The sequence below is a fragment of the Rhodococcus koreensis genome (assembly GCF_900105905.1).
In the GTDB taxonomy this organism is placed as follows: domain Bacteria; phylum Actinomycetota; class Actinomycetes; order Mycobacteriales; family Mycobacteriaceae; genus Rhodococcus_F; species Rhodococcus_F koreensis.
On record NZ_FNSV01000005.1, the window covers coordinates 2,018,502 to 2,036,723 of the forward strand.

An 18,222-nucleotide genomic window follows, 5' to 3' on the forward strand; every position below is an offset into this window, starting at 1 on the left:
GCCTGCGCCCCGCCGTTCACGTCGGGAAAGGCCCATGCCAGCACCCCATCTCGGAAAGCCCGGTAACTCCCAACCGCGGAAAGGCCGGCGGCGGCGCAGCGCGAAGATCGACGGCGACGCGCGGGAACTGATCCTCGACGCCGCCGAATCCCTCATCGCCGTACACGGATTCGATGCCACGTCCACCGCGTCGATCGCCTCTGCCGCGCACGTCCCGAAAGGACTGGTGTTCTACTACTTCCCCTCCAAGACCGACATCCTCCTGGCCCTGCTGTCCGAGAGACTGCCGACCGAACCCTTCGGCGACGTGGGCCCCCTGGTGACTCCGGGTGACCCCGCCGCCAGCCTCGTCAACCTCGACACCGCACTGAATCTGCACGACCACCACTCGTCGGTGATGCGGGTGATCATCTGGCGCGAGGCCGAGACCCACCCGGACGTCCGCGCCCACCTGAGGCGGTTCCGCGACTACCTCAGCGACATCACCGAGCGACTGCTGCAGGCCAGTTCGCCGTACCCCGTGCAGCCCGGGACGCTCCGGGCCTGCGCGACGGCGTGGGTGGCCGCGATGTTCTCCGTCGCGGGCAACGACCGCTTGCACGACCTCGACGACCTGCCGCGACAACACGGCGAGGAACTCGGCAACGTCGCACGGGTGGTGGCGGCCGGGATGGTTCAGCTGGGCTGAGATGTTCCCGCGGCCAGCAGCTGACCGGCGGGGAACGCCTCCGCGCTCGCGGGCAGCCGCCCGGGCCTGCCGCTGAGGAACACCTCCACGGTGCCCTCCCCCGCGCTCGGCCGGTTCAGCGCGTCGATGCGGCGCAGGGTCTGCGCCGCCACCGCCTCGGCGCTGTCGAACAACCGCACCCCGGCCGGCAGCTGCGCCGCGATCTCGTCGGCCATCAACGGGTAGTGGGTGCAGCCCAGCACCACCCCGCCGACGTCGCCGGGCGTCCGCTCTGCGGCGGACGCGATGGCGGCGATCGCAGCGTCCCGCTCCCCCCGGTCGATGGCCTCCGCGAGACCATGGCACGCGACCCCCACCACCGAACTGCCGTTCCCGAACTTCTCGATCAGATCGGCCTGATACCGGCTCGCCGTCGTCGCGGCGGTCGCCCAGACGGCGACGGACCCGAACGCCGCGGCGGCCGGTTTGATCGCCGGCACCGTCCCGACGACCGGAACCTGCGGTCCGACGAGCTCCCGGACGTGGTCGAGCGCGGTGACGCTCGCCGTGTTGCACGGCAGCACGATCACCTCGGCGCCGCGGTCGAGGCTGCGCTGCGCGGTCGCGAGAACACGATCGATCACCCACTGCTCCGGTTTGGGACCCCACGGGGCCCCGTCCGGATCCAGCGCGAGAATCAGATCCAGTTCGGGTCGCAACTTCCGCAACCACGCCGCCGTCGGCAGCATGCCGAGACCCGAGTCGATGAGCGCAACAATCACCCGGAGAATCTATCGCGCCCCCGTCCCGGCTCTTACGCCGACGCGGCCTCGAGGACCTCACCGATCGGAGTTCCCGCCGCGATCTTCGCCCGCATCTTCATGACACCACCCGCCATCCCGCCGCCGACGACACCGGCCAGGATGCCGTCCCGTTCGTAGTAGGCGAGGAACTTGCGGCCGTCGTCCTTGATCACGTGCACCTCGTCGGTGGCCGCCACCGTGCCCAGGGCCTGGATCTTGATGTCGTACTGGTCGCTCCAGAAGTACGGCACCTGAGCTGCGGTGTTCTCGTCGCCGGTGCCGGTCAACGCCGCGGCGAGGATCTTCGCCTGCTCCCCGGCGTTGCTCCAGTGCTCGACGCGCTTGCGGCCACCCACCTGCAGCTGCCACGCGGCCACGTCGCCGACCGCCCACACGTGCGGGACCGCCGTGCGTCCGACGCCGTCGCACACCACACCGTTGTCCAGTTCGACACCCGAGCCGTCGAGCCACGCGGTGACCGGCACCGAGCCGACTCCGATCGCCACGACGTCGACGTCGACCTCGCTTCCGTCGCCGAGGACGGCTCCGGTGACCCGGTCGGTGCCCACCAGCGACGTGAGCCCGACACCGGCCCGCAGATCGACCCCCTCGGCGGTGTGCAGCCGGGCGACGAGTCCGCCGATCTTCTCGCCGAGCACGGACGCGAGCGGCGTCGGCTGCGGCTCGACCAGCACCACGTCGAGCCCGCCGGCCCGCATGCTCGCCGCCAGCTCGCAGCCGATGAAGCCTGCCCCGACGATCAGTGCGCGCTTGCCCTCGGCAAGGTCCGCGCGCAACGCCAGGCTCTCGTCGATGGAACGGAGAACGTGGACACCCGCGAGGGCGGGTAGCCCCGGGATCCGCCGCGGCACGAGGCCGGTGGCGATCACGAGTTCGTCGTAGCCGAGTTCGCTGCCGTCAGCGAGTCTCAGGATGCGGGATCCGGTGTCCACCGAGGCGGCCTCGACCCCCAGCCGCAGTTCGATGTTCTTCTCGTCGAAGAACTCACGCGGCTTGAGCGTGGTGTCGCTCTTCTCCCCGCGCATCACTTCCTTCGACAGCGGTGGGCGGTCGTAGGGAAGGTGCGGTTCACCTCCGAGAAGAATCAGATCACCCTCGTATCCGGCCCGCCGAAGTTCCTCCGCGGTGCGCAGGCCCGACAAGCCCGCCCCGACGATCACAATTTTCTGCACGCCAACACATTAGGCGCTTTGCGCCCGTGAGGGTCAGAGGTCGGCGATGGCCTCCAGCGGGCGGGTGCGGGCGGCGCGGCTCGCCGGCCACAGTGCCGCGAACACACCGACCACACCGGATCCGAGGAGCATCGCGACCACCTGCCCCCATGGCACCGTCACCTGGCCGAGCCCCTGGTCCTTCAGGGTGCTCACGAAGCCCCAGCCGAACGCGATGCCGAGCAGCACGCCGACGGCCGCACCGAACACCGCGATCAGCATCGACTCCAGGTAGATCGTGCGGCGCATCTGGGACCTCTGCATCCCGACCGCGCGGAGCATGCCGATCTCCCGCCTGCGCTCGACCACCGAGAGCGCGAGCGTGTTGATGATGCCGAGGATCGCGATCACGACGGCGAGTGCGAGCAACCCGTAGAGGATCGCGAGGAGCGTGTCGATCTGCTGGCCCTGCGTTCCCTTGAACTGTTCGCGGTCCTGCACCTGCACCACGACGAACTGCTTGGTCGCGGATTCGAGGTCGGCGCGCAGCTGCGTCAGGTCCGCACCCGGCTTCGCGTCGATGAGCACCGCCAGATCGGGGATGGTCGCGGCGGGCATGACCTGCCGGTAGACGTCGTCCGAGACGAGCCAGTCGCCGACCAGCTGGTTGTCTTCGAAGACACCGGTGACCTCGGCGTCGACGACTTTCCCGTCGGCGCTCGTCATCGGGACGGTCGTGCCCAGCGTCCAGCCCTTCTGCGCCGCTGTCGTCTGGGACACGATGAGGTGGTTGCCCGTCAGGTCGGCGCCGCCCTCGACGAGCGTGTAGTCGAGGACGCCCTCGAGTGGGCCGTCCAGCGACGCGCCCTGTTGCCGCTCGTCGTCGACCGTCACGGACACCGGGTGCAGGGCGGCGGCGCTCTGGACGTCGTCGAGGTTCCGCACGGCTCTCGCCGCGCCGCTGGGCACACCGATCTGATTGGGTCCGGTGAGCACGTAGTCGGCGGACACCCCCGAGTCGACCAGCTGGTTGACGCTGGCCTTCGCGGATGCGCCGAACACCCCGATGACGGATACGAGCATCAGTCCGAGTGTCAGCGCGAACGCGGTGGCGGCGGTGCGGCGGGGATTGCGCACGGCGTTGGTGCGGGCCAGGCGCCCGACCGGGCCGAACGGCTTGGCCAGCACCGCTCCGAGCGCCCCGACGATCGGCCGGGACAACGCGGGGGCGGCGAACAGCACAGCCAGGATCAGACCGAGCGCGCCTGCGCCGACGACCGCCGCCGCACCGCCACCGGTACCCCGCGAACCGATCACGAGTCCCACGACTCCGAGGACACCGAGGACCGCACCGGCGATGGTGCGCACGTGCAGTGAGTCACCGGTGGACGCGAATTCCTCGCGCATCGCCGCGACGGGCGGCACCTTGGACGCGCGCCGGGCGGGTGCGTACGCGCTGACTGTCGTCACGAGCACCCCGACCACGAGGGCGATGAGAATCGTGCGCGGCCCCACCTGCAGGGGACCTTCGGGCAGACCGACGTCGAACGCGTTCAGCAGTGCCCGCAATCCGTAGGCCAGGCCGACGCCGGCGGCGATCCCGATCGCACTGCCGATCACGCCGACCACGAGGGCCTCGAAGACCACGGACCGGCCCACCTGCGTGCGGCTGGCACCGATCGCGCGGAGCAGCGCCAGTTCGCGCAACCGCTGGGCCACGATCATCGAGAACGTGTTGTAGATGATGAACGTGCCGACGAGCAGCGCGATCGCACCGAATGCGAGGAGGAAGTAGTTGATGAAGCTCAGCGCCTCCGTCACCTGCGCCTTGGTTTCCTCGCGGACCTCGTCGCCGGTCTGGACCTTTGCGTCGGGAAGGGCGGCGGCGATCTCGTCGCGCAGTTCGGTCTGGGACAGACCGGTCCCGGCGACGTCGATGTACTCGACGTGCTTGCCGTCGGTGAACAGTTCGCGGGCCTGCGAGTCGACGAACGTCGCGCCGATGAATCCACCGGTCTCGTTGCCGGTGTCGTAGATGCCGGAGACGGTGACGTCGACCATGCCGCGAGCGGGCACGAGGACCTTGGTGGTGTCGCCGACCGCGAGTTGCGCGCGTTCGGCGGCACTGGCGTTGACGGCGATCTGACCGGCCTGCGCGGGCGGGGTTCCGTGCACGTACTCGTCGGGCTCACCGAGCGCCTGACCCGGCGGCAGGTACGACTCCCCGATGCTCGGCGCACCGCCCGTCTGGACGGCGGCGCCGTCGGAATCGATGAGGACGATCTGCCCGCTGACGGCAGGTGCGACCGCGCGCACCCCGTCCAGCGCGGTGATGGTGTCGAGGTCGGCGAGGGGCACTCCACTGGAGTTGCGCTCCTCGCTCGACACCCGGACGTCGACCCCTTGCGCGGTGTTCTCGAAGATCGAATCGAACGTCCTCTGGAGGGTGTCGGTGAAGACGAAGGAACCGGCGACGAACGCGGTGCCGAGCACCACGGACAGCACCGTCAGTGCCAGCCGGACCTTGTGTGCCGCCAGGTTGCGCAGCGACACCTTGCGCATCGGCGCACCGGATGTGGACGCCATGCGGTCAGACCGCCGCGTCGGACGTGAGGGCGTGGGCAGGCTCGTCGAGTCGCTTCATCGTGTCGAGGACCGAATCGGCCGTCGGCTCACGCAGTTCGTCGACGATCTTGCCGTCGGCGAGGAACACCACCCGGTCGGCGTAGGCGGCCGCGCGGGGGTCGTGGGTGACGATGACGACGGTCTGGTGGAATTCGTCCACCGCGGCCCGCAGGATCGACAGCACCTCGCCCGAGGACTTCGAGTCGAGGTTGCCGGTGGGCTCGTCGCCGAAGATGATCTCCGGCTGCCCTGCCAGGGCCCGGGCACACGCGACCCGCTGCTGCTGACCTCCGGACAACTCCCCCGGGCGGTGCTCGAGACGATCCTGCAGCCCGAGTTTGGTGAGCACGTTCTCGAGCCACGCGGCGTCCGGCTTGCGGCCCGCGATGTCCAGCGGAAGGGTGATGTTCTCCAGCGCCGTCAGCGTCGGCACCAGGTTGAACGCCTGGAACACGAAGCCGATGCGGTCGCGTCGCAGTTGGGTCATCTGCTTGTCGGTCAGCGTCGTCAACTCGGTGTCGCCGATGAGGACGGAACCCGAACTGGCGGCGTCGAGGCCGGCCAGGCAGTGCATCAGCGTCGACTTGCCGGAACCGGACGGTCCCATGATCGCGGTGAACTCACCACGGGCGAACTCGGCGGATACCGCGCTGAGCGCGTGGACCTGGGTGTCGCCGGTGCCGTACGTCTTGGACAGCTCGACAGCACGGGCAGCGACAGCGGGGGCATGCGTGCTCATGATCGCCTTTCGTCATTCTCTCGTGGCGGTCCGGCCCCGTGGTGACGGGCCGGGACGGTGCACGCGCGGCGCACTCCTCCATCTTGTCGACACCCGCGGCGGCCCGCCATCAGGGACCACCCTGATCTTCGGTAAGTCGGGACGTGATCCCTGACACGGCGACCCGGCCGGAAACGCCCACAACGGATGTGCCGACCTGGGAGAATTTCGGTATCGCCGGTGCGAAGGAGAGCCCTCATGGCCATCGAACCCCCCACACCCCGGACGGGATCGCGTTTCCTCGACGCGTTCCTCCAATCACCGTTCGCCGGCCTGGCGCCGTGGATCGTGATGTCGCTGCTGTCCGGCCCCGGGCGGTTCGAGGAATCGGTCGCCACCGCTCTCGGGTTGTCGATCCTGTTCCTGTTCCTCAGCCACCGCCGCGGCGGAAGCCTCAAACCCATGGAAGTGTTCGACATCGTCTATTTCGGCTGCCTCGCCGTGATCGGACTGTTCGCCTCCGACAGCCTGATCACCTGGCTGGAGAAGTGGTCGGGCGAGATGTCGAGTCTGGCGCTCGTCGCGTTCGCGTTCGGCTCGCTGTTGCTGCGCAATCCGTTCACCCTGCCGTACGCGAAAGAGACTACACCCGAGGAGTATTGGACCTCGCCGCTGTTCCTGAAGGTGAATCAGCTCATCACCCTGGTGTGGGCGCTGTCCTTCACGGTGTCGGCGGCATCCGGACTGTACGGCGACCTCGTCCTCGACCAGCCGGACAATTTCTGGACGGGCTGGATCATTCCGATCGGGGCGTTGCTGTTCGCGCTGTCCTTCACCGAGTGGTATCCGGACGTGGCGAGCGCGCAGGCGCCGCGGGAACCCGGGGAACCGGAAGAGGTGGCGCCGCCGCTCGTCAAGCTGTTCGACTTCCTGCCGCCGTACGTGATCGGCGTGGGGATCGCGATGCTCGTCACCGACAACGACCCCGACTGGCTGGGCATCACCCTGATCGTGGTGGGCGCCCTCGGCAGCGCCGCGTTGCGACGCGCGGGCACGCAGAGCCGAAGCGGTTCGACCGCATGAGGCAAAACGTCACTGATCGGAGCACCGGCTACTAGCCTGATGTGACTGACGTCACAGACGAGAGGTGGGCGCATGTCGGACGCCGAGAACGAGATCATCTTCGACCGACTCGCGCACTGGGCGCAGGTTCGACCGGACGACGTCGCCGTGCAGTTCCAGGGCGCCGACTACACGTGGTCCGGGTGGCACGACCGGATCCTGCACGTCGCGGGAGCCTTGGCAGAAGGCGGAATCGGGGCAGGCGACACGGTCGCGTTCGTCGACAAGAACCACCTGTCCTGCCTCGAGGTCACCTACGCCGCCTCCCTCCTCGGCGCGGCGGCCGCAGTGCCCAACTGGCGACTGGCCGGCGAGGAACTCGACTACGTGATCAACGACTGCAAGGCGCGAATCCTGTTCGTGGGCAACGAGTTTCTCCAGCAAGTCATGGCCTTGCGGGACCGGCTGACCGGCATCGAGCAGATCATCACCGTCGGCGGGGAGCACGACGAGTTCGAGCCGTGGCTCGCCGAGGCGTCCGTCCTGTCGTCGAGGCCGGACGTGGCCGCGGAGGCCACCGCGCTGATCCTCTACAGCTCGGGAACCACGGGCAGGCCCAAGGGCGTTCAGCTGACGCACCGCAACCTGATCGCGCACAGCATTGCGGTGCTCGACATCCTGCCCGCACGGCACGACGACTGTCTGCTCGTCGCCATGCCGCTGTTCCACGTCGGTGGGAGTTGCTACGCGATCATGGGTGTGCACGCCGGCGCCCGCTGCCATTTCACGAGGGAGGCCGACGCGCCGTCGCTGTTCGGTGCGCTCGCGGCCGGTGCGAACATCGCGTTCCTCGTTCCGCCGGTGATCGCCGGGGTGCTCGCCGGGGGCGAGCAGGCCGTGGCCGCGTTCGGCGCGCTGCACCGCATCACGTACGGCGCCGCCCCGATGCCGCTGCCGTTGCTGCGCAGCGCGCTCGCCGCCTGGCCGGAGGCGGAGTTCGTCCAGGTGTACGGAATGACCGAATGCGCGGGTGTGGTCACCGCACTCCTGCCGGACGTGCATCGCGACGAGTCGCAGGAGGCGAGGATGGCGTCGGCGGGACAGCCCATTCCCGGTGTGGAGATGCGCATCGTGGACCCGGCCACCGCCGAGGACGTCGCCACCGGTGAGACCGGGGAGTTGTGGTGGCGATCGGACCAGCGCACGCCCGGCTATCTCGGCAAACCCGAGGCGACGGCGGAGGCGATCACCGCGGACGGGTGGTTGCGCAGCGGCGACATGGGCCGCGCGGACGCCGACGGTTTCGTGTTCATCGAGGATCGGCTGAAGGACATGATCATCACCGGCGGCGAGAACGTGTACTCCCCCGAGATCGAACGGGTCCTCGTCGAACACCCGGCGGTGGCGGAGGTCGCGGTGATCGGCGTTCCCGACGACCACTGGGGTGAGACGGTCAAGGCCGTCGTGGTGCCGGTGACCGGAAGCAGCATCGAACCGGACGAACTGATCCACTACACCCGTCAGCGCCTGGCGAAGTTCAAGTGCCCGACGACGGTCGACGTCGTCGACCTGCTGCCGCGCAACCCCACCGGCAAGATCCTGAAGCGGGAACTGCGCGCGCCGTACTGGAAGGACCGCACTCACAAGCTCGTGTGACCGCCGTCCATACTGGGACCGTGACCGTTCGATGCCCCTGCCTGCTCGGTGAACCGTATGACGAGTGCTGCGGGAGGTATCACCGCGGCGAGGCGAAGGCGCCCACGGCCGAGCGCCTGATGCGATCCCGGTTCAGCGCGTTCGCGGTGCTGGACGCCGATTATCTCCTCGCGACGTGGCATCCGAGCACGCGGCCCGCGGGCCTGGACCTCGATCCGGCGCAGCGCTGGACCCGCCTCGACATCCTGGGCACGACCGGCGGCGGTCTGCTCGACACCACCGGCACCGTCGAGTTCCGTGCGCACTTCGTGCTGGACGGCCACCGCGAATCGCTGCACGAGAACAGCCGATTCGTCCGTGAGGACGGCAACTGGCTGTACCTGGACGCGATCGCGACGCCACGCCCGGGGCTCCCGCGTCTGTGATCGGCCCCGGCCTACGATCGGATCATGATCAACCACCGGATCGGTCCCTTCGCCGCGTTCGCCGCCTGCACGCTGGCCCTGATGCTCACCGGATGCTCGGAGTCGAACTCCGCCAGCAGTGTGGCGGCGACGTCGCCTGCCTCCGCGGCCACCACCGGCAGCGCACTCGAATCCGAGTCGGCACCGATCCCGACCGACGCGTCGCCGAAGTCGTCCGCGGCGTCCGAGTCCGCGAAGCTCACCGTCACCGACGTCCGCGTCGGCGGGCACGAGGGATTCGACCGCGTGGTGTACGAACTCGGCGGCAAGGGCACCCCGGGCTGGCGGGTCGCATACGTGGACCAGGCCGTGCAGGACGGCAGCGGCAAGACGATCCCGGTGTCGGGCAACGGCATCCTGCAGGTGCAGATCGACGGCTCGGCGTACCCGTTCGACAGCGACGTGGAGGGCTACTCGGGCCCCAATCCGGTGCCCGGTGTTCCCGGCGGCACGGTGACCGAGGTCAACGGTGCGCTCGTGTTCGAAGGCGTCACCCAGTCGTTCATCGGCGTGAGCGCGCCCGGCCGTCCGTTCACGGTGTCCACCCTGTCCGATCCGACGCGGGTGGTCGTCGACGTCGCGAAGTGACGCTTCCCGCGCCCGCTGCTTGACCTCGAGTTAAGTTGAGGTTCTACGGTCATGTCATACCCCGGCTCTACCGTGGGGGGACAGCGACAGGAGGCCGCCGGCATGAGCATGGAAGTCACGGCGTGGAACGCGATGTACAACGCGATGCACGCCCAGGAAGATCGACGCCCCTTCTCCCGGACGACGTTGCGGCGGATCGCCCGTTTCGCCCGGCCGCACCGCCGCAACCTCGCGTGGTACCTGCTGCTCAGCGTCGTCACGGCCGCGCTGGCCGTGGCCACCCCGGTGCTGGCGGGCCGCGTCGTGAACGCCATCGTCGGCGGCGACGCGGTGTCCGTGATCGTGCGTCTCGCGGCGCTCATCGCGGTCATCGCCGTCCTCGAATCCGCACTCGCGCTGTGGACGCGGTGGTTGTCGGCGAGCATCGGCGAGGACCTGATCCTCGACCTGCGCACCGCCGTGTTCGACCACGTGCAGCGGATGCCGATCGCCTTCTTCACCCGCACCCGCACCGGCGCGCTGGTCAGCCGCCTCAACAACGACGTGATCGGTGCGCAGCGCGCATTCAGCGACACCTTGTCAGGTGTGGTGTCCAACCTGGTCACGCTGGGCATCACGCTGATCGTGATGATCGGGATCTCCTGGCAGATCACGCTGTGCGCACTGCTGCTGCTGCCGATCTTCGTCCTGCCCGCGCGCACGATGGGCGCGCGGCTCGCGCAACTCAATCGTGAGGCGGCCAACCACAATTCGGTGATGAGCACGCAGATGACGGAGCGGTTCTCGGCGCCGGGCGCCACGCTCGTCAAGCTGTTCGGCCGTCCGTCCGAGGAATCCGCCGAATTCGCGGTCCGCGCGCGGCGAGTCCGGAACATCGGCGTCCGCACGGCCATGCTGCAGTCGGTGTTCGTCACCGCGCTCACCCTCGTCTCGGCGCTCGCGCTGGCCCTCGTCTACGGACTGGGCGGGTTCTACGCACTGCGCGGACAACTCGACGCGGGAGCGGTGGTCGCGATGGCGATGCTGCTCACCCGCCTCTACTCGCCCCTTACCGCGCTGGCCAGCGCACGCATGGACGTGATGAGCGCGCTGGTGAGCTTCGAGCGCGTCTTCGAGGTCCTCGACCTGACGCCGCTGATCGCCGAGAAGCCCGACGCGGTCGCGGTGCCCGAGGGCCCCGTGTCGGTGGAGTTCGACTCGGTGGAGTTCGCGTATCCCTCGGCCGACAAGGTGTCGCTGGCGTCGCTCGAAGAGGTCGCGACCCTCGACACCCGCGGCGGCGTCGACGTGCTGCACCGACTGTCGTTCCGCGCCGAACCCGGGCAGATGGTCGCCCTGGTGGGATCGTCCGGGGCCGGCAAGTCCACCATCGCCCAACTGGTTCCCCGGCTCTACGACGCGGACGCGGGCTCGGTGAAACTCGGCGGGGTCGACGTGCGGGACCTGACCGCCGACTCGGTGCGGGCCACCGTCGGAATGGTGACCCAGGACGGGCATCTCTTCCACGACACCGTTCGAGCCAACCTCTTGCTCGCCCGCCCCGGCGCCACGCCGGCCGAACTCGCGGAGGTCCTGGAACGCGCTCGGCTCACCGACCTCGTCGCCGCCCTTCCCGACGGCCTCGACACGGTGGTCGGCGAACGCGGCTACCGACTGTCCGGCGGCGAACGCCAGCGGCTGACCATCGCTCGCCTGCTGCTCGCGCATCCGCGGGTGGTCATCCTCGACGAGGCGACGGCGCACCTCGACTCCACGTCCGAGGCCGCCGTCCAGGAGGCGCTGGGCGAGGCCCTCGCCGGCCGCACCGCCGTGGTGATCGCGCACCGGTTGTCGACCGTGCGCGCGGCGGATCTGATCCTCGTGGTCGAGGCCGGGCGCATCGTCGAACGCGGCACCCACTCCGAACTGCTCGCCGCGGGCGGCCGGTACGAAGAGCTGTACCGCACCCAGTTCGATACGGGCACGGTCTCGTCCCCGGCCCTCACCGAGGTGCTGCGGTGAGTCTGCGAATGGCGGAGAGGGGCAAGCCGATCCACTGCGGGCGGTTCCTCGCCTCGTACACCGTCTCGTACACCGCCTTGTCGAGTTCGTAGGCCCGGAGCAACGCCGCCGCCTCTCGCGGATCGGTGCCCGACACCGAGGCATAGCCCTCGCAGAAGGCGTCGGCGTTGCGCTGGGCCCATTCCCTCGCGCGGAAGTCCCGTTGCGACGCCGCTCCCATCGCCCCCATCGGCACCGAATCGGCCAGCAGGTGGTGGGCAGCGTAGTCGAAGGACCGCAGCATTCCCGCGACGTCCCGCAACGGACTGTCCCGTTCCCGGCGCTCGTCGAGCGTCTTGGCTGGCTCGCCTTCGAAGTCGATGAGCAGCCACCGCTCCGGTGTCCGCAGCACCTGACCGAGGTGCAGGTCCCCGTGAATCCGCTGGACGGCGGTGGCGCCCAGCGCTTCCGCCTCGGCGAACTTGTCCCGCACCGCGGCGGCCACCTCCCCCAGTTCGGGAACGATTGCGGTGGCGGCGTCCAGCCTGCGGTTCATCGCCTCCACCGTCGTCGACGCCACCTGCCGCTCCTCCGCACCCAGCGCACGCGCCAGCGTCGAGTGCACCTCGGCGACGGCAGCGCCCATGCGATGGGACTCACCGGCGAAGTCCGTCCCCAACTCCGCGGCGTGGAGATCCGCCTCGATGAGGAGGTCGCGGACGCTGCCCAGCGCCATGCTCCACCCGTCCGCCGAATTGGCCTCGAAGTCCTGCACCATCGCAAGCGTGGTGAGAATCCCGGCGACATCCGTCTCCATCCACGCCCGCAGCGTGGCCACGTATTCACTGCCCGCGCCGGCGAGCGCCAGATGGAGTTCCACGTCGGGATTCACCCCGGGTGTGACCAGGCGGAAGATCTTCATGAGCAACTTCTCCCCCAGCACCACCGACGTGTTCGACTGCTCCGCGCCGAGGGTTCGCCCACGCAGCCCCGGTTCGATCACCGTGCCCGGCACGGTCTTCAACTGCACCGGTCCGGAACCCTGCGCCTCGGCCAGCAGGTCCGCGTACAGGGTGATGACCTCGGCGTCGTGCAGTCCGTCGTACGCGATCATGCCGTTGCCGTCGCCGTCCGGCAACGCCCACGGTTCGAGGTCCTCGGGCAGATGACTGCGGAACCCCAGCGGCACCTGGTACACCTGCGCCGGGCCCGCCTCGAATTCCACCGACACCAGCAGGTGCTCGGCGGAGAACCCGAAGACCGACGTCAGCTCGTGGCGGAGCAGGATCCGTACCGCCGAGATGGTGTTGCCCTTCGCGGCGAACCACCTCCGGTCCGGCAACCATCGGACGAGTTGCCGTTCGAGGGTCTCGTCGGGAATGCGTCCGCTGGTGGGTTCGTTCACTGCTGCACCGCCTGTTCCGCTTCGCTGCTGACCGGGTGTCCGCTCACCGCGCCGTCGGATTTGGGATCCGGTTGCAGCGCGAACCAGAAGAAGCCGTGACCGGGCAGCGTGATCATGTACCCGTCGTCCCCGATCGTGGGAAAGGGAACGGAGCCGGTGAGCTCCACGGGGATTCGGCCGGTGAACTGGGTGAGGTCCAGGATCACCGCCTGCGGGAACCGGGACAGGTTGTTGACGCACAGGATGACGTCGCTGTACGCGCGGTCCTCGCTCGGCGGGGTCTCCCGCACATACGACAACACGGCCGGGTTCGCACTGCCGAGTTCTGTGAACGAGGCCGTTCCGAACGCCGGGTGCTGCTTGCGAACCTGGATCAGCCGGCGGGTCCAGTGCAGCAACGAGTTGGTCGAGTTCATCTGCGACTCGACGTTCACCGACTGATAGCCGTACGTGGGGTCCATGATGACCGGCAGATACATTCGCGCCGGGTCGGCGCGGGAGAATCCGGCGTTGCGGTCGGGCGTCCACTGCATCGGCGTCCGCACCGAGTCCCGGTCGCCGAGCCAGATGTTGTCGCCCATGCCGATCTCGTCACCGTAGTAGAGGACGGGCGAACCCGGCAGGCTCAGCAGCAGCGCGGTGAACAGCTCGAGCTGGTTGCGGTCGTTCTCGAGCAGCGGCGCGAGGCGCCGCCGGATGCCGATGTTCGCCTTCATCCGCGGGTCCTGCGCGTACTCGGAATACATGTAGTCACGCTCCTCGTCCGACACCATTTCGAGCGTCAACTCGTCGTGGTTCCGGAGGAAGATTCCCCATTGGCACGAACTCGGAATCGGCGGGGTCTGCGCGAGGATCTCGGAGATCGGAAAACGGTTCTGCCGCCGCACCGCCATGAAGATGCGCGGCATCAGCGGGAAGTGGAACGCCATGTGGCACTCGTCGCCGACATTGGGCTCCCCGAAGTACTCCACGACGTCCGATGGCCACTGGTTGGCTTCGGCGAGCAGCGCCCGCCCCGGGTACTCGGCGTCCATGACGGCTCTGCACTTCTTGAGGAACGCGTGGGTCTCGGGCAGGTTCTCGCAGTTGGTGCCCTCCCGCTCGAACAGGTAGGGCACCGCGTCCAGCCGGAAGCCGTCGATTCCGAGGTCCAGCCAGAACCGCAGCACGTCGATCATCGCGTCCTGGACGTCGGGATTGTCGTAGTTCAGGTCCGGCTGGTGGGAGAAGAAGCGGTGCCAGTAGTACTGCTTGCGCACCGGATCCCACGTCCAGTTGGAGGTCTCCGTGTCGACGAAGATGATCCGCGCGTCCGGATACCCTGCGTCGCGGTCGGACCAGACGTAGAAGTCGCCGTACGGGCCGTCGGGGTCGTTGCGCGACTCCTGGAACCAGGCGTGGGTGTCGGACGTGTGGTTCATGACCAGGTCCGTGATGACCCTGATCCCGCGGCGGTGCGCCTGATCGAAGAGCTGGACGAAATCCTCGACCGTCCCGAATTCCGGGAGCACGGCACGGAAGTCGCGGATGTCGTATCCGCCGTCGCGTAGCGGTGAGTCGTAGAACGGTGGCAGCCACAGACAGTCGACGCCGAGCCAGGACAGGTAGTCGAGTTTGGACGTCAGCCCCCGGAGATCGCCCGTTCCGTCTCCCGAGGAATCGAAGAACGCGCGGACCAGAACCTCGTAGAACACCGCGGTCTTGAACCACTCGTTGTCGACTTGCAGTTCTCTGGCGTGGAAGAAGTCCTCGGAACGGGCCTCGATGATGTGGCCTTCGAGGTCGTGTTCCGGTGGGGCCGCGCCCTCTCGGGGCGGGTCGGCGAAGGCCGACGACGAATCTTCCAGGGGCATAAGCACCTCGGTTCGCGACTCGATCACAGGAACAGGGATGTTCCCCGGACACGTGCCTCGATCGTAGGTCGGTCCTGCCAGGACCGCTGGGAACGCGCGCAGACTTCCAATCGAGGACAGTAGGTGTCCGCTATCCGCGCAACACTGAATGCATGAACGAGACACCCAGCACCCCAGCCCCCATTTCCGACGAGCGCGGACTCCTTCTCCTCATGCTGGACAACCAGCGCACCGCGTTCCGCAATGCGGTGTCCGGCCTGACGGAGGAGCAGGTCCGCAGCGTGCCCAGCGCGAGCGAGATGAGCCTGGCGTCCGTCCTCAAACACGTGATCGACGGCGAGGAGGCGATGACCGCCCGCATCACCGGCACCCCGCGCGGTGCCGGCGACGATCCGGTGGCTGCGTGGATGGCGGCATGGAACGTCGCCGAGGACGAGACCGTCGACGTCCTTCTCGCCCGCTTCGACGCCGCGCAGCGCGCCACCGAGGCCGCGGTCGCCGCCGAAACCGACCTGGACCGCGACGTCGACCTGCCCGCCGACGTGGCGCAGTGGATGACGTCGGGAGTCGTGTTCACAGTGCGTTACATGTTGCTGCACCAGATCGAGGAACTCGCCCGGCACGCCGGTCACGCCGACGTCATTCGGCAGTCTCTCGACGGCGCGCGGGCCGATACGCTGGCCGGCGGCGGCAGCTGGTCCTGACTGTTTCCCCGCTCTCGGGTAAATTCTCCGCTCGGGCGGCGCTGCAGAGCTGCCCGAACGAGACAATGAGGAGTTCAGGTGGACGGTATGAGCGTGATGCGACGCACGATCGCGACGGCAACGGTCGGTATCGCGGCTTTCGGCCTCGCGGGCACGGCAGCGGCGGACCCGGCCACCCCCGACGTCCCCGGACTCGCCGAACTCCGCACCCAGGCCGACAAGCCCGAGGAGAAGGCCGCGGTCGAGGCGCTGGCCACGTCGACCGTGCTGCGTGACGTCGCGGGTGAGAACACACCGTTCTTCTACACCGCACCGACCGTGGGATGCGGCACCCTCGCACCGGTCACGCTGACGCTGGCGTCGGGCACCACCGGGCCCACCGCCGAGGTGAAGGCGCACGAGATCAGCTTCCAGGCCCTCTCCGCCTATCCCGGTGTCGTGAAGTCGTCGGGACTGAACGTCGCCTGGATCAACACGAGCACCGGCGGCAGCGGCATCCTGCCCCTCGACGGGCTCACGGAAGACGGCTACCCCGCGCTGAACAAGGTGGTGGCAACGGGCGCGGGCACCGTCGTGGCATCGATCTTCGGCACCGTCGACTACACCAGCGCGACCTGCTACGTGCTGCCGACCGTCGGTTCGTTCTTCGTTCCCGAGGAGGGCCCGCTGCCTGCCGAGGCTGCGCAGCCCGCCCCGGCTCCCGCTCCCCCGGCGTAACCGCCGGGGACCCCGGTCAGGGCCGCGCGAGGACTACTCGCGCGGCCTTTTCCTGTCGTCCCGGTCGCGCTGGAACTTTCCGCCGGCTCGGTCGTCGCGGCCACCACGGCCCGGACGACCCGACGGCGGCCCCGAGTCGGGCTGCAGCTGGATCAGCACACCGGAGATCCGGGTGCGGCGCAAAGCCTCGAGGGTTTCGCTGGACAGGTCGGCGGGCAATTCCACCAGGCTGTGGTCCGGGCGGATGCTGATGTGCCCGAAGTCGCTGCGCCGTAGCCCGCCCTCGTTCGCGATGGCACCGACGATCGCCCCCGGCACCACCCGGTGCCGCTTGCCGACCGCGATGCGGTACGTCGCGAGCTCCTGGCCTTCCGGTCCGCGCGAGCGGGTCGGAGGGCCGTCGTCGAATCGGCGCGGCGGGCGGGGTTCACGGGGTTCACGTTCACGGCGGGGCGCGGGCGGCGGTTCGGGCGCCATGAGGAACGCCTCACCGTCACGCGACTGCACCGCGAGCGCGGCAGCGATATCGGCGAGCGGAACGTCGTGCTCCTGCTCGTAGTCCTCGATCATCTTGCGGAACAACGCCAGGTTGTCGGAGGTCAGGCTCTCGGTGATCGAGTCGCCGAACTTGGACACACGCTGCGCGTTGACGTCGTCGACGCTGGGCAGCTGCATCTCGGCGAGCGGCTGACGGGTCGCCTTCTCGATGGCCTTGAGCAGGTGCCGTTCGCGCGGCGCCACGAACAGCAGCGCCTCGCCCGCGCGCCCGGCGCGACCGGTGCGGCCGATCCGGTGGACGTACGACTCCGTGTCATGCGGGATGTCGTAGTTGACGACGTGGGAGATGCGGTCGACGTCGAGGCCACGCGCGGCCACGTCGGTGGCCACGAGGATGTCGAGGGCGCCGCTCTTGAGCTGGCCGATGGTCCGCTCACGCTGGGCCTGCACGATGTCACCGTTGATGGCCGCGGCGGAGAAGCCGCGCGAACGCAGTCGTTCCGCGAGGTCCTCGGTGGCCTGCTTGGTGCGCACGAAGATGATCATGGCCTCGAAGTCCTCGACCTCGAGGACACGCGTCAGGGCGTCGAGTTTGCGCTGGTGCGCCACCTGGACGTACCGCTGCGAGATGTTGGACGCCGTCGACGTCTTCGACTTCACCGTGATCTCGACCGGATCGTGCAGGTACTGCTTCGAGATCTTGCGGATGGCGCCCGGCATGGTGGCCGAGAACAGCGCGACCTGCTTGTATTCGGGGGTGTCGGAGAGGATGCGCTCGACGTCCTCCTGGAACCCCATCTTCAGCATCTCGTCGGCCTCGTCCAGGACGAGGTAGGAGAGCTTGGACAGGTCGAGGGTGCCCTTCTCCAGGTGGTCGATCACCCGGCCGGGCGTGCCCACCACGACGTGCGCCCCGCGCCGGAGCCCCGACAGCTGGACGCCGTAGCTCTGGCCGCCGTAGATCGGCAGGACGTGCAGGCCCGGGATGTGGGCGGAGTACTTGCCGAACGCCTCCGCGACCTGCAGGGCCAGTTCGCGGGTCGGCGCGAGGACCAACGCCTGCGGCGACTTCTGCGTCAGGTCGATCTTCGAGAGGATCGGTACCGCGAACGCAGCGGTCTTGCCGGTGCCGGTCTGCGCGAGGCCGACGACGTCGTTGCCTGCGAGGAGCGGCGGAATGGTGGCGGCCTGGATCGGCGAGGGCGACTCGTAGCCCACATCGGACAGTGCCTTCAAGACCCGATCGTCGATGTCGAGGTCGGCAAAAGTGGGGGGTTCGGGGTCACGCTCGATATCACTCATTGACCAGC

General features: G+C 68.7%; 14 protein-coding genes and 1 pseudogene. 8 read left to right on the forward strand and 7 right to left on the reverse strand.

Features of this window, described 5'->3' with window-relative positions:
- The first annotated feature begins 34 nt into the window (after window positions 1-34).
- A complete protein-coding gene (locus tag BLV94_RS14125; RefSeq protein ID WP_072948377.1) occupies window positions 35-688 on the forward strand; it encodes a TetR/AcrR family transcriptional regulator in 654 nt (217 codons plus the stop codon).
- Here BLV94_RS14125 and BLV94_RS14130 read toward each other — a convergent pair.
- From BLV94_RS14130 to BLV94_RS14145, 4 genes are read right to left on the reverse strand one after another with little or no spacing between them, the layout of a single operon-like run.
- Entirely contained in the window at window positions 676-1,449 is a 774-nt protein-coding gene (locus BLV94_RS14130; RefSeq protein ID WP_072948375.1) for a glutamate racemase, read from the reverse strand. The genes BLV94_RS14125 and BLV94_RS14130 overlap by 13 nt on opposite strands.
- Before the next feature lie 32 nt (window positions 1,450-1,481).
- Window positions 1,482-2,663, reverse strand: a complete 1,182-nt coding sequence (locus BLV94_RS14135) for an NAD(P)/FAD-dependent oxidoreductase (protein WP_244163594.1) — start codon at window positions 2,661-2,663, stop codon at window positions 1,482-1,484.
- A gap of 33 nt (window positions 2,664-2,696) precedes the next feature.
- On the reverse strand, window positions 2,697-5,228 hold the full coding sequence (locus BLV94_RS14140; protein WP_072948373.1) for an ABC transporter permease: 2,532 nt from the start codon (window positions 5,226-5,228) through the stop codon (window positions 2,697-2,699).
- A 4-nt stretch (window positions 5,229-5,232) separates the two neighbouring features.
- Window positions 5,233-6,006 carry an ABC transporter ATP-binding protein gene (locus BLV94_RS14145; RefSeq protein WP_072948371.1) on the reverse strand — a complete coding sequence of 258 codons (774 nt, stop codon included), beginning with the start codon at window positions 6,004-6,006 and terminating at the stop codon, window positions 5,233-5,235.
- Between the two features lie 143 nt (window positions 6,007-6,149).
- On the opposite strand from BLV94_RS14145, the pseudogene BLV94_RS14150 reads away from it, so the two are divergent.
- The 5 genes and pseudogenes from BLV94_RS14150 to BLV94_RS14170 all read left to right on the forward strand — a co-directional run bounded on the left by BLV94_RS14150 (window position 6,150) and on the right by BLV94_RS14170 (window position 11,756).
- Window positions 6,150-7,068 (forward strand): annotated as a pseudogene (locus tag BLV94_RS14150) (DUF3159 domain-containing protein).
- Window positions 7,069-7,140: 72 nt separating this feature from the next.
- On the forward strand, window positions 7,141-8,703 hold the full coding sequence (locus BLV94_RS14155; protein WP_072948369.1) for a long-chain-fatty-acid--CoA ligase: 1,563 nt from the start codon (window positions 7,141-7,143) through the stop codon (window positions 8,701-8,703).
- Complete coding sequence (locus tag BLV94_RS14160) at window positions 8,700-9,128, forward strand: YchJ family protein (RefSeq protein WP_072948367.1); 429 nt, start codon at window positions 8,700-8,702, stop codon at window positions 9,126-9,128. Before BLV94_RS14155 ends, BLV94_RS14160 begins: the two co-directional genes overlap by 4 nt.
- 24 nt (window positions 9,129-9,152) lie before the next feature.
- Window positions 9,153-9,755, forward strand: a complete 603-nt coding sequence (locus BLV94_RS14165; protein WP_072948365.1) for an AMIN-like domain-containing (lipo)protein — start codon at window positions 9,153-9,155, stop codon at window positions 9,753-9,755.
- Between the two features lie 102 nt (window positions 9,756-9,857).
- A complete protein-coding gene (locus BLV94_RS14170) occupies window positions 9,858-11,756 on the forward strand; it encodes an ABC transporter ATP-binding protein (RefSeq protein WP_072948363.1) in 1,899 nt (632 codons plus the stop codon).
- On the opposite strand, the gene BLV94_RS14175 is transcribed toward BLV94_RS14170, so the two are convergent.
- Complete coding sequence (locus tag BLV94_RS14175) at window positions 11,737-13,140, reverse strand: maltokinase N-terminal cap-like domain-containing protein (protein ID WP_072948361.1); 1,404 nt, start codon at window positions 13,138-13,140, stop codon at window positions 11,737-11,739. The two genes, BLV94_RS14170 and BLV94_RS14175, sit on opposite strands and share 20 nt — an antisense overlap.
- Window positions 13,137-14,993: a maltose alpha-D-glucosyltransferase gene (gene treS, locus BLV94_RS14180; protein ID WP_072948407.1), complete on the reverse strand. Its 1,857-nt coding sequence runs from the start codon at window positions 14,991-14,993 to the stop codon at window positions 13,137-13,139. Before treS ends, BLV94_RS14175 begins: the two co-directional genes overlap by 4 nt.
- Before the next feature lie 152 nt (window positions 14,994-15,145).
- Between treS and BLV94_RS14185 the strand changes: the two genes are divergently transcribed.
- Complete coding sequence (locus tag BLV94_RS14185) at window positions 15,146-15,697, forward strand: DinB family protein (protein WP_072948359.1); 552 nt, start codon at window positions 15,146-15,148, stop codon at window positions 15,695-15,697.
- A gap of 87 nt (window positions 15,698-15,784) precedes the next feature.
- Entirely contained in the window at window positions 15,785-16,414 is a 630-nt protein-coding gene (locus tag BLV94_RS14190) for a hypothetical protein (RefSeq protein ID WP_072948357.1), read from the forward strand.
- A 33-nt stretch (window positions 16,415-16,447) separates the two neighbouring features.
- Here the strand turns inward: BLV94_RS14190 and BLV94_RS14195 are convergent, their stop codons facing one another.
- Complete coding sequence (locus BLV94_RS14195) at window positions 16,448-18,214, reverse strand: DEAD/DEAH box helicase (protein ID WP_072948355.1); 1,767 nt, start codon at window positions 18,212-18,214, stop codon at window positions 16,448-16,450.
- Window positions 18,215-18,222: the final 8 nt, after the last annotated feature.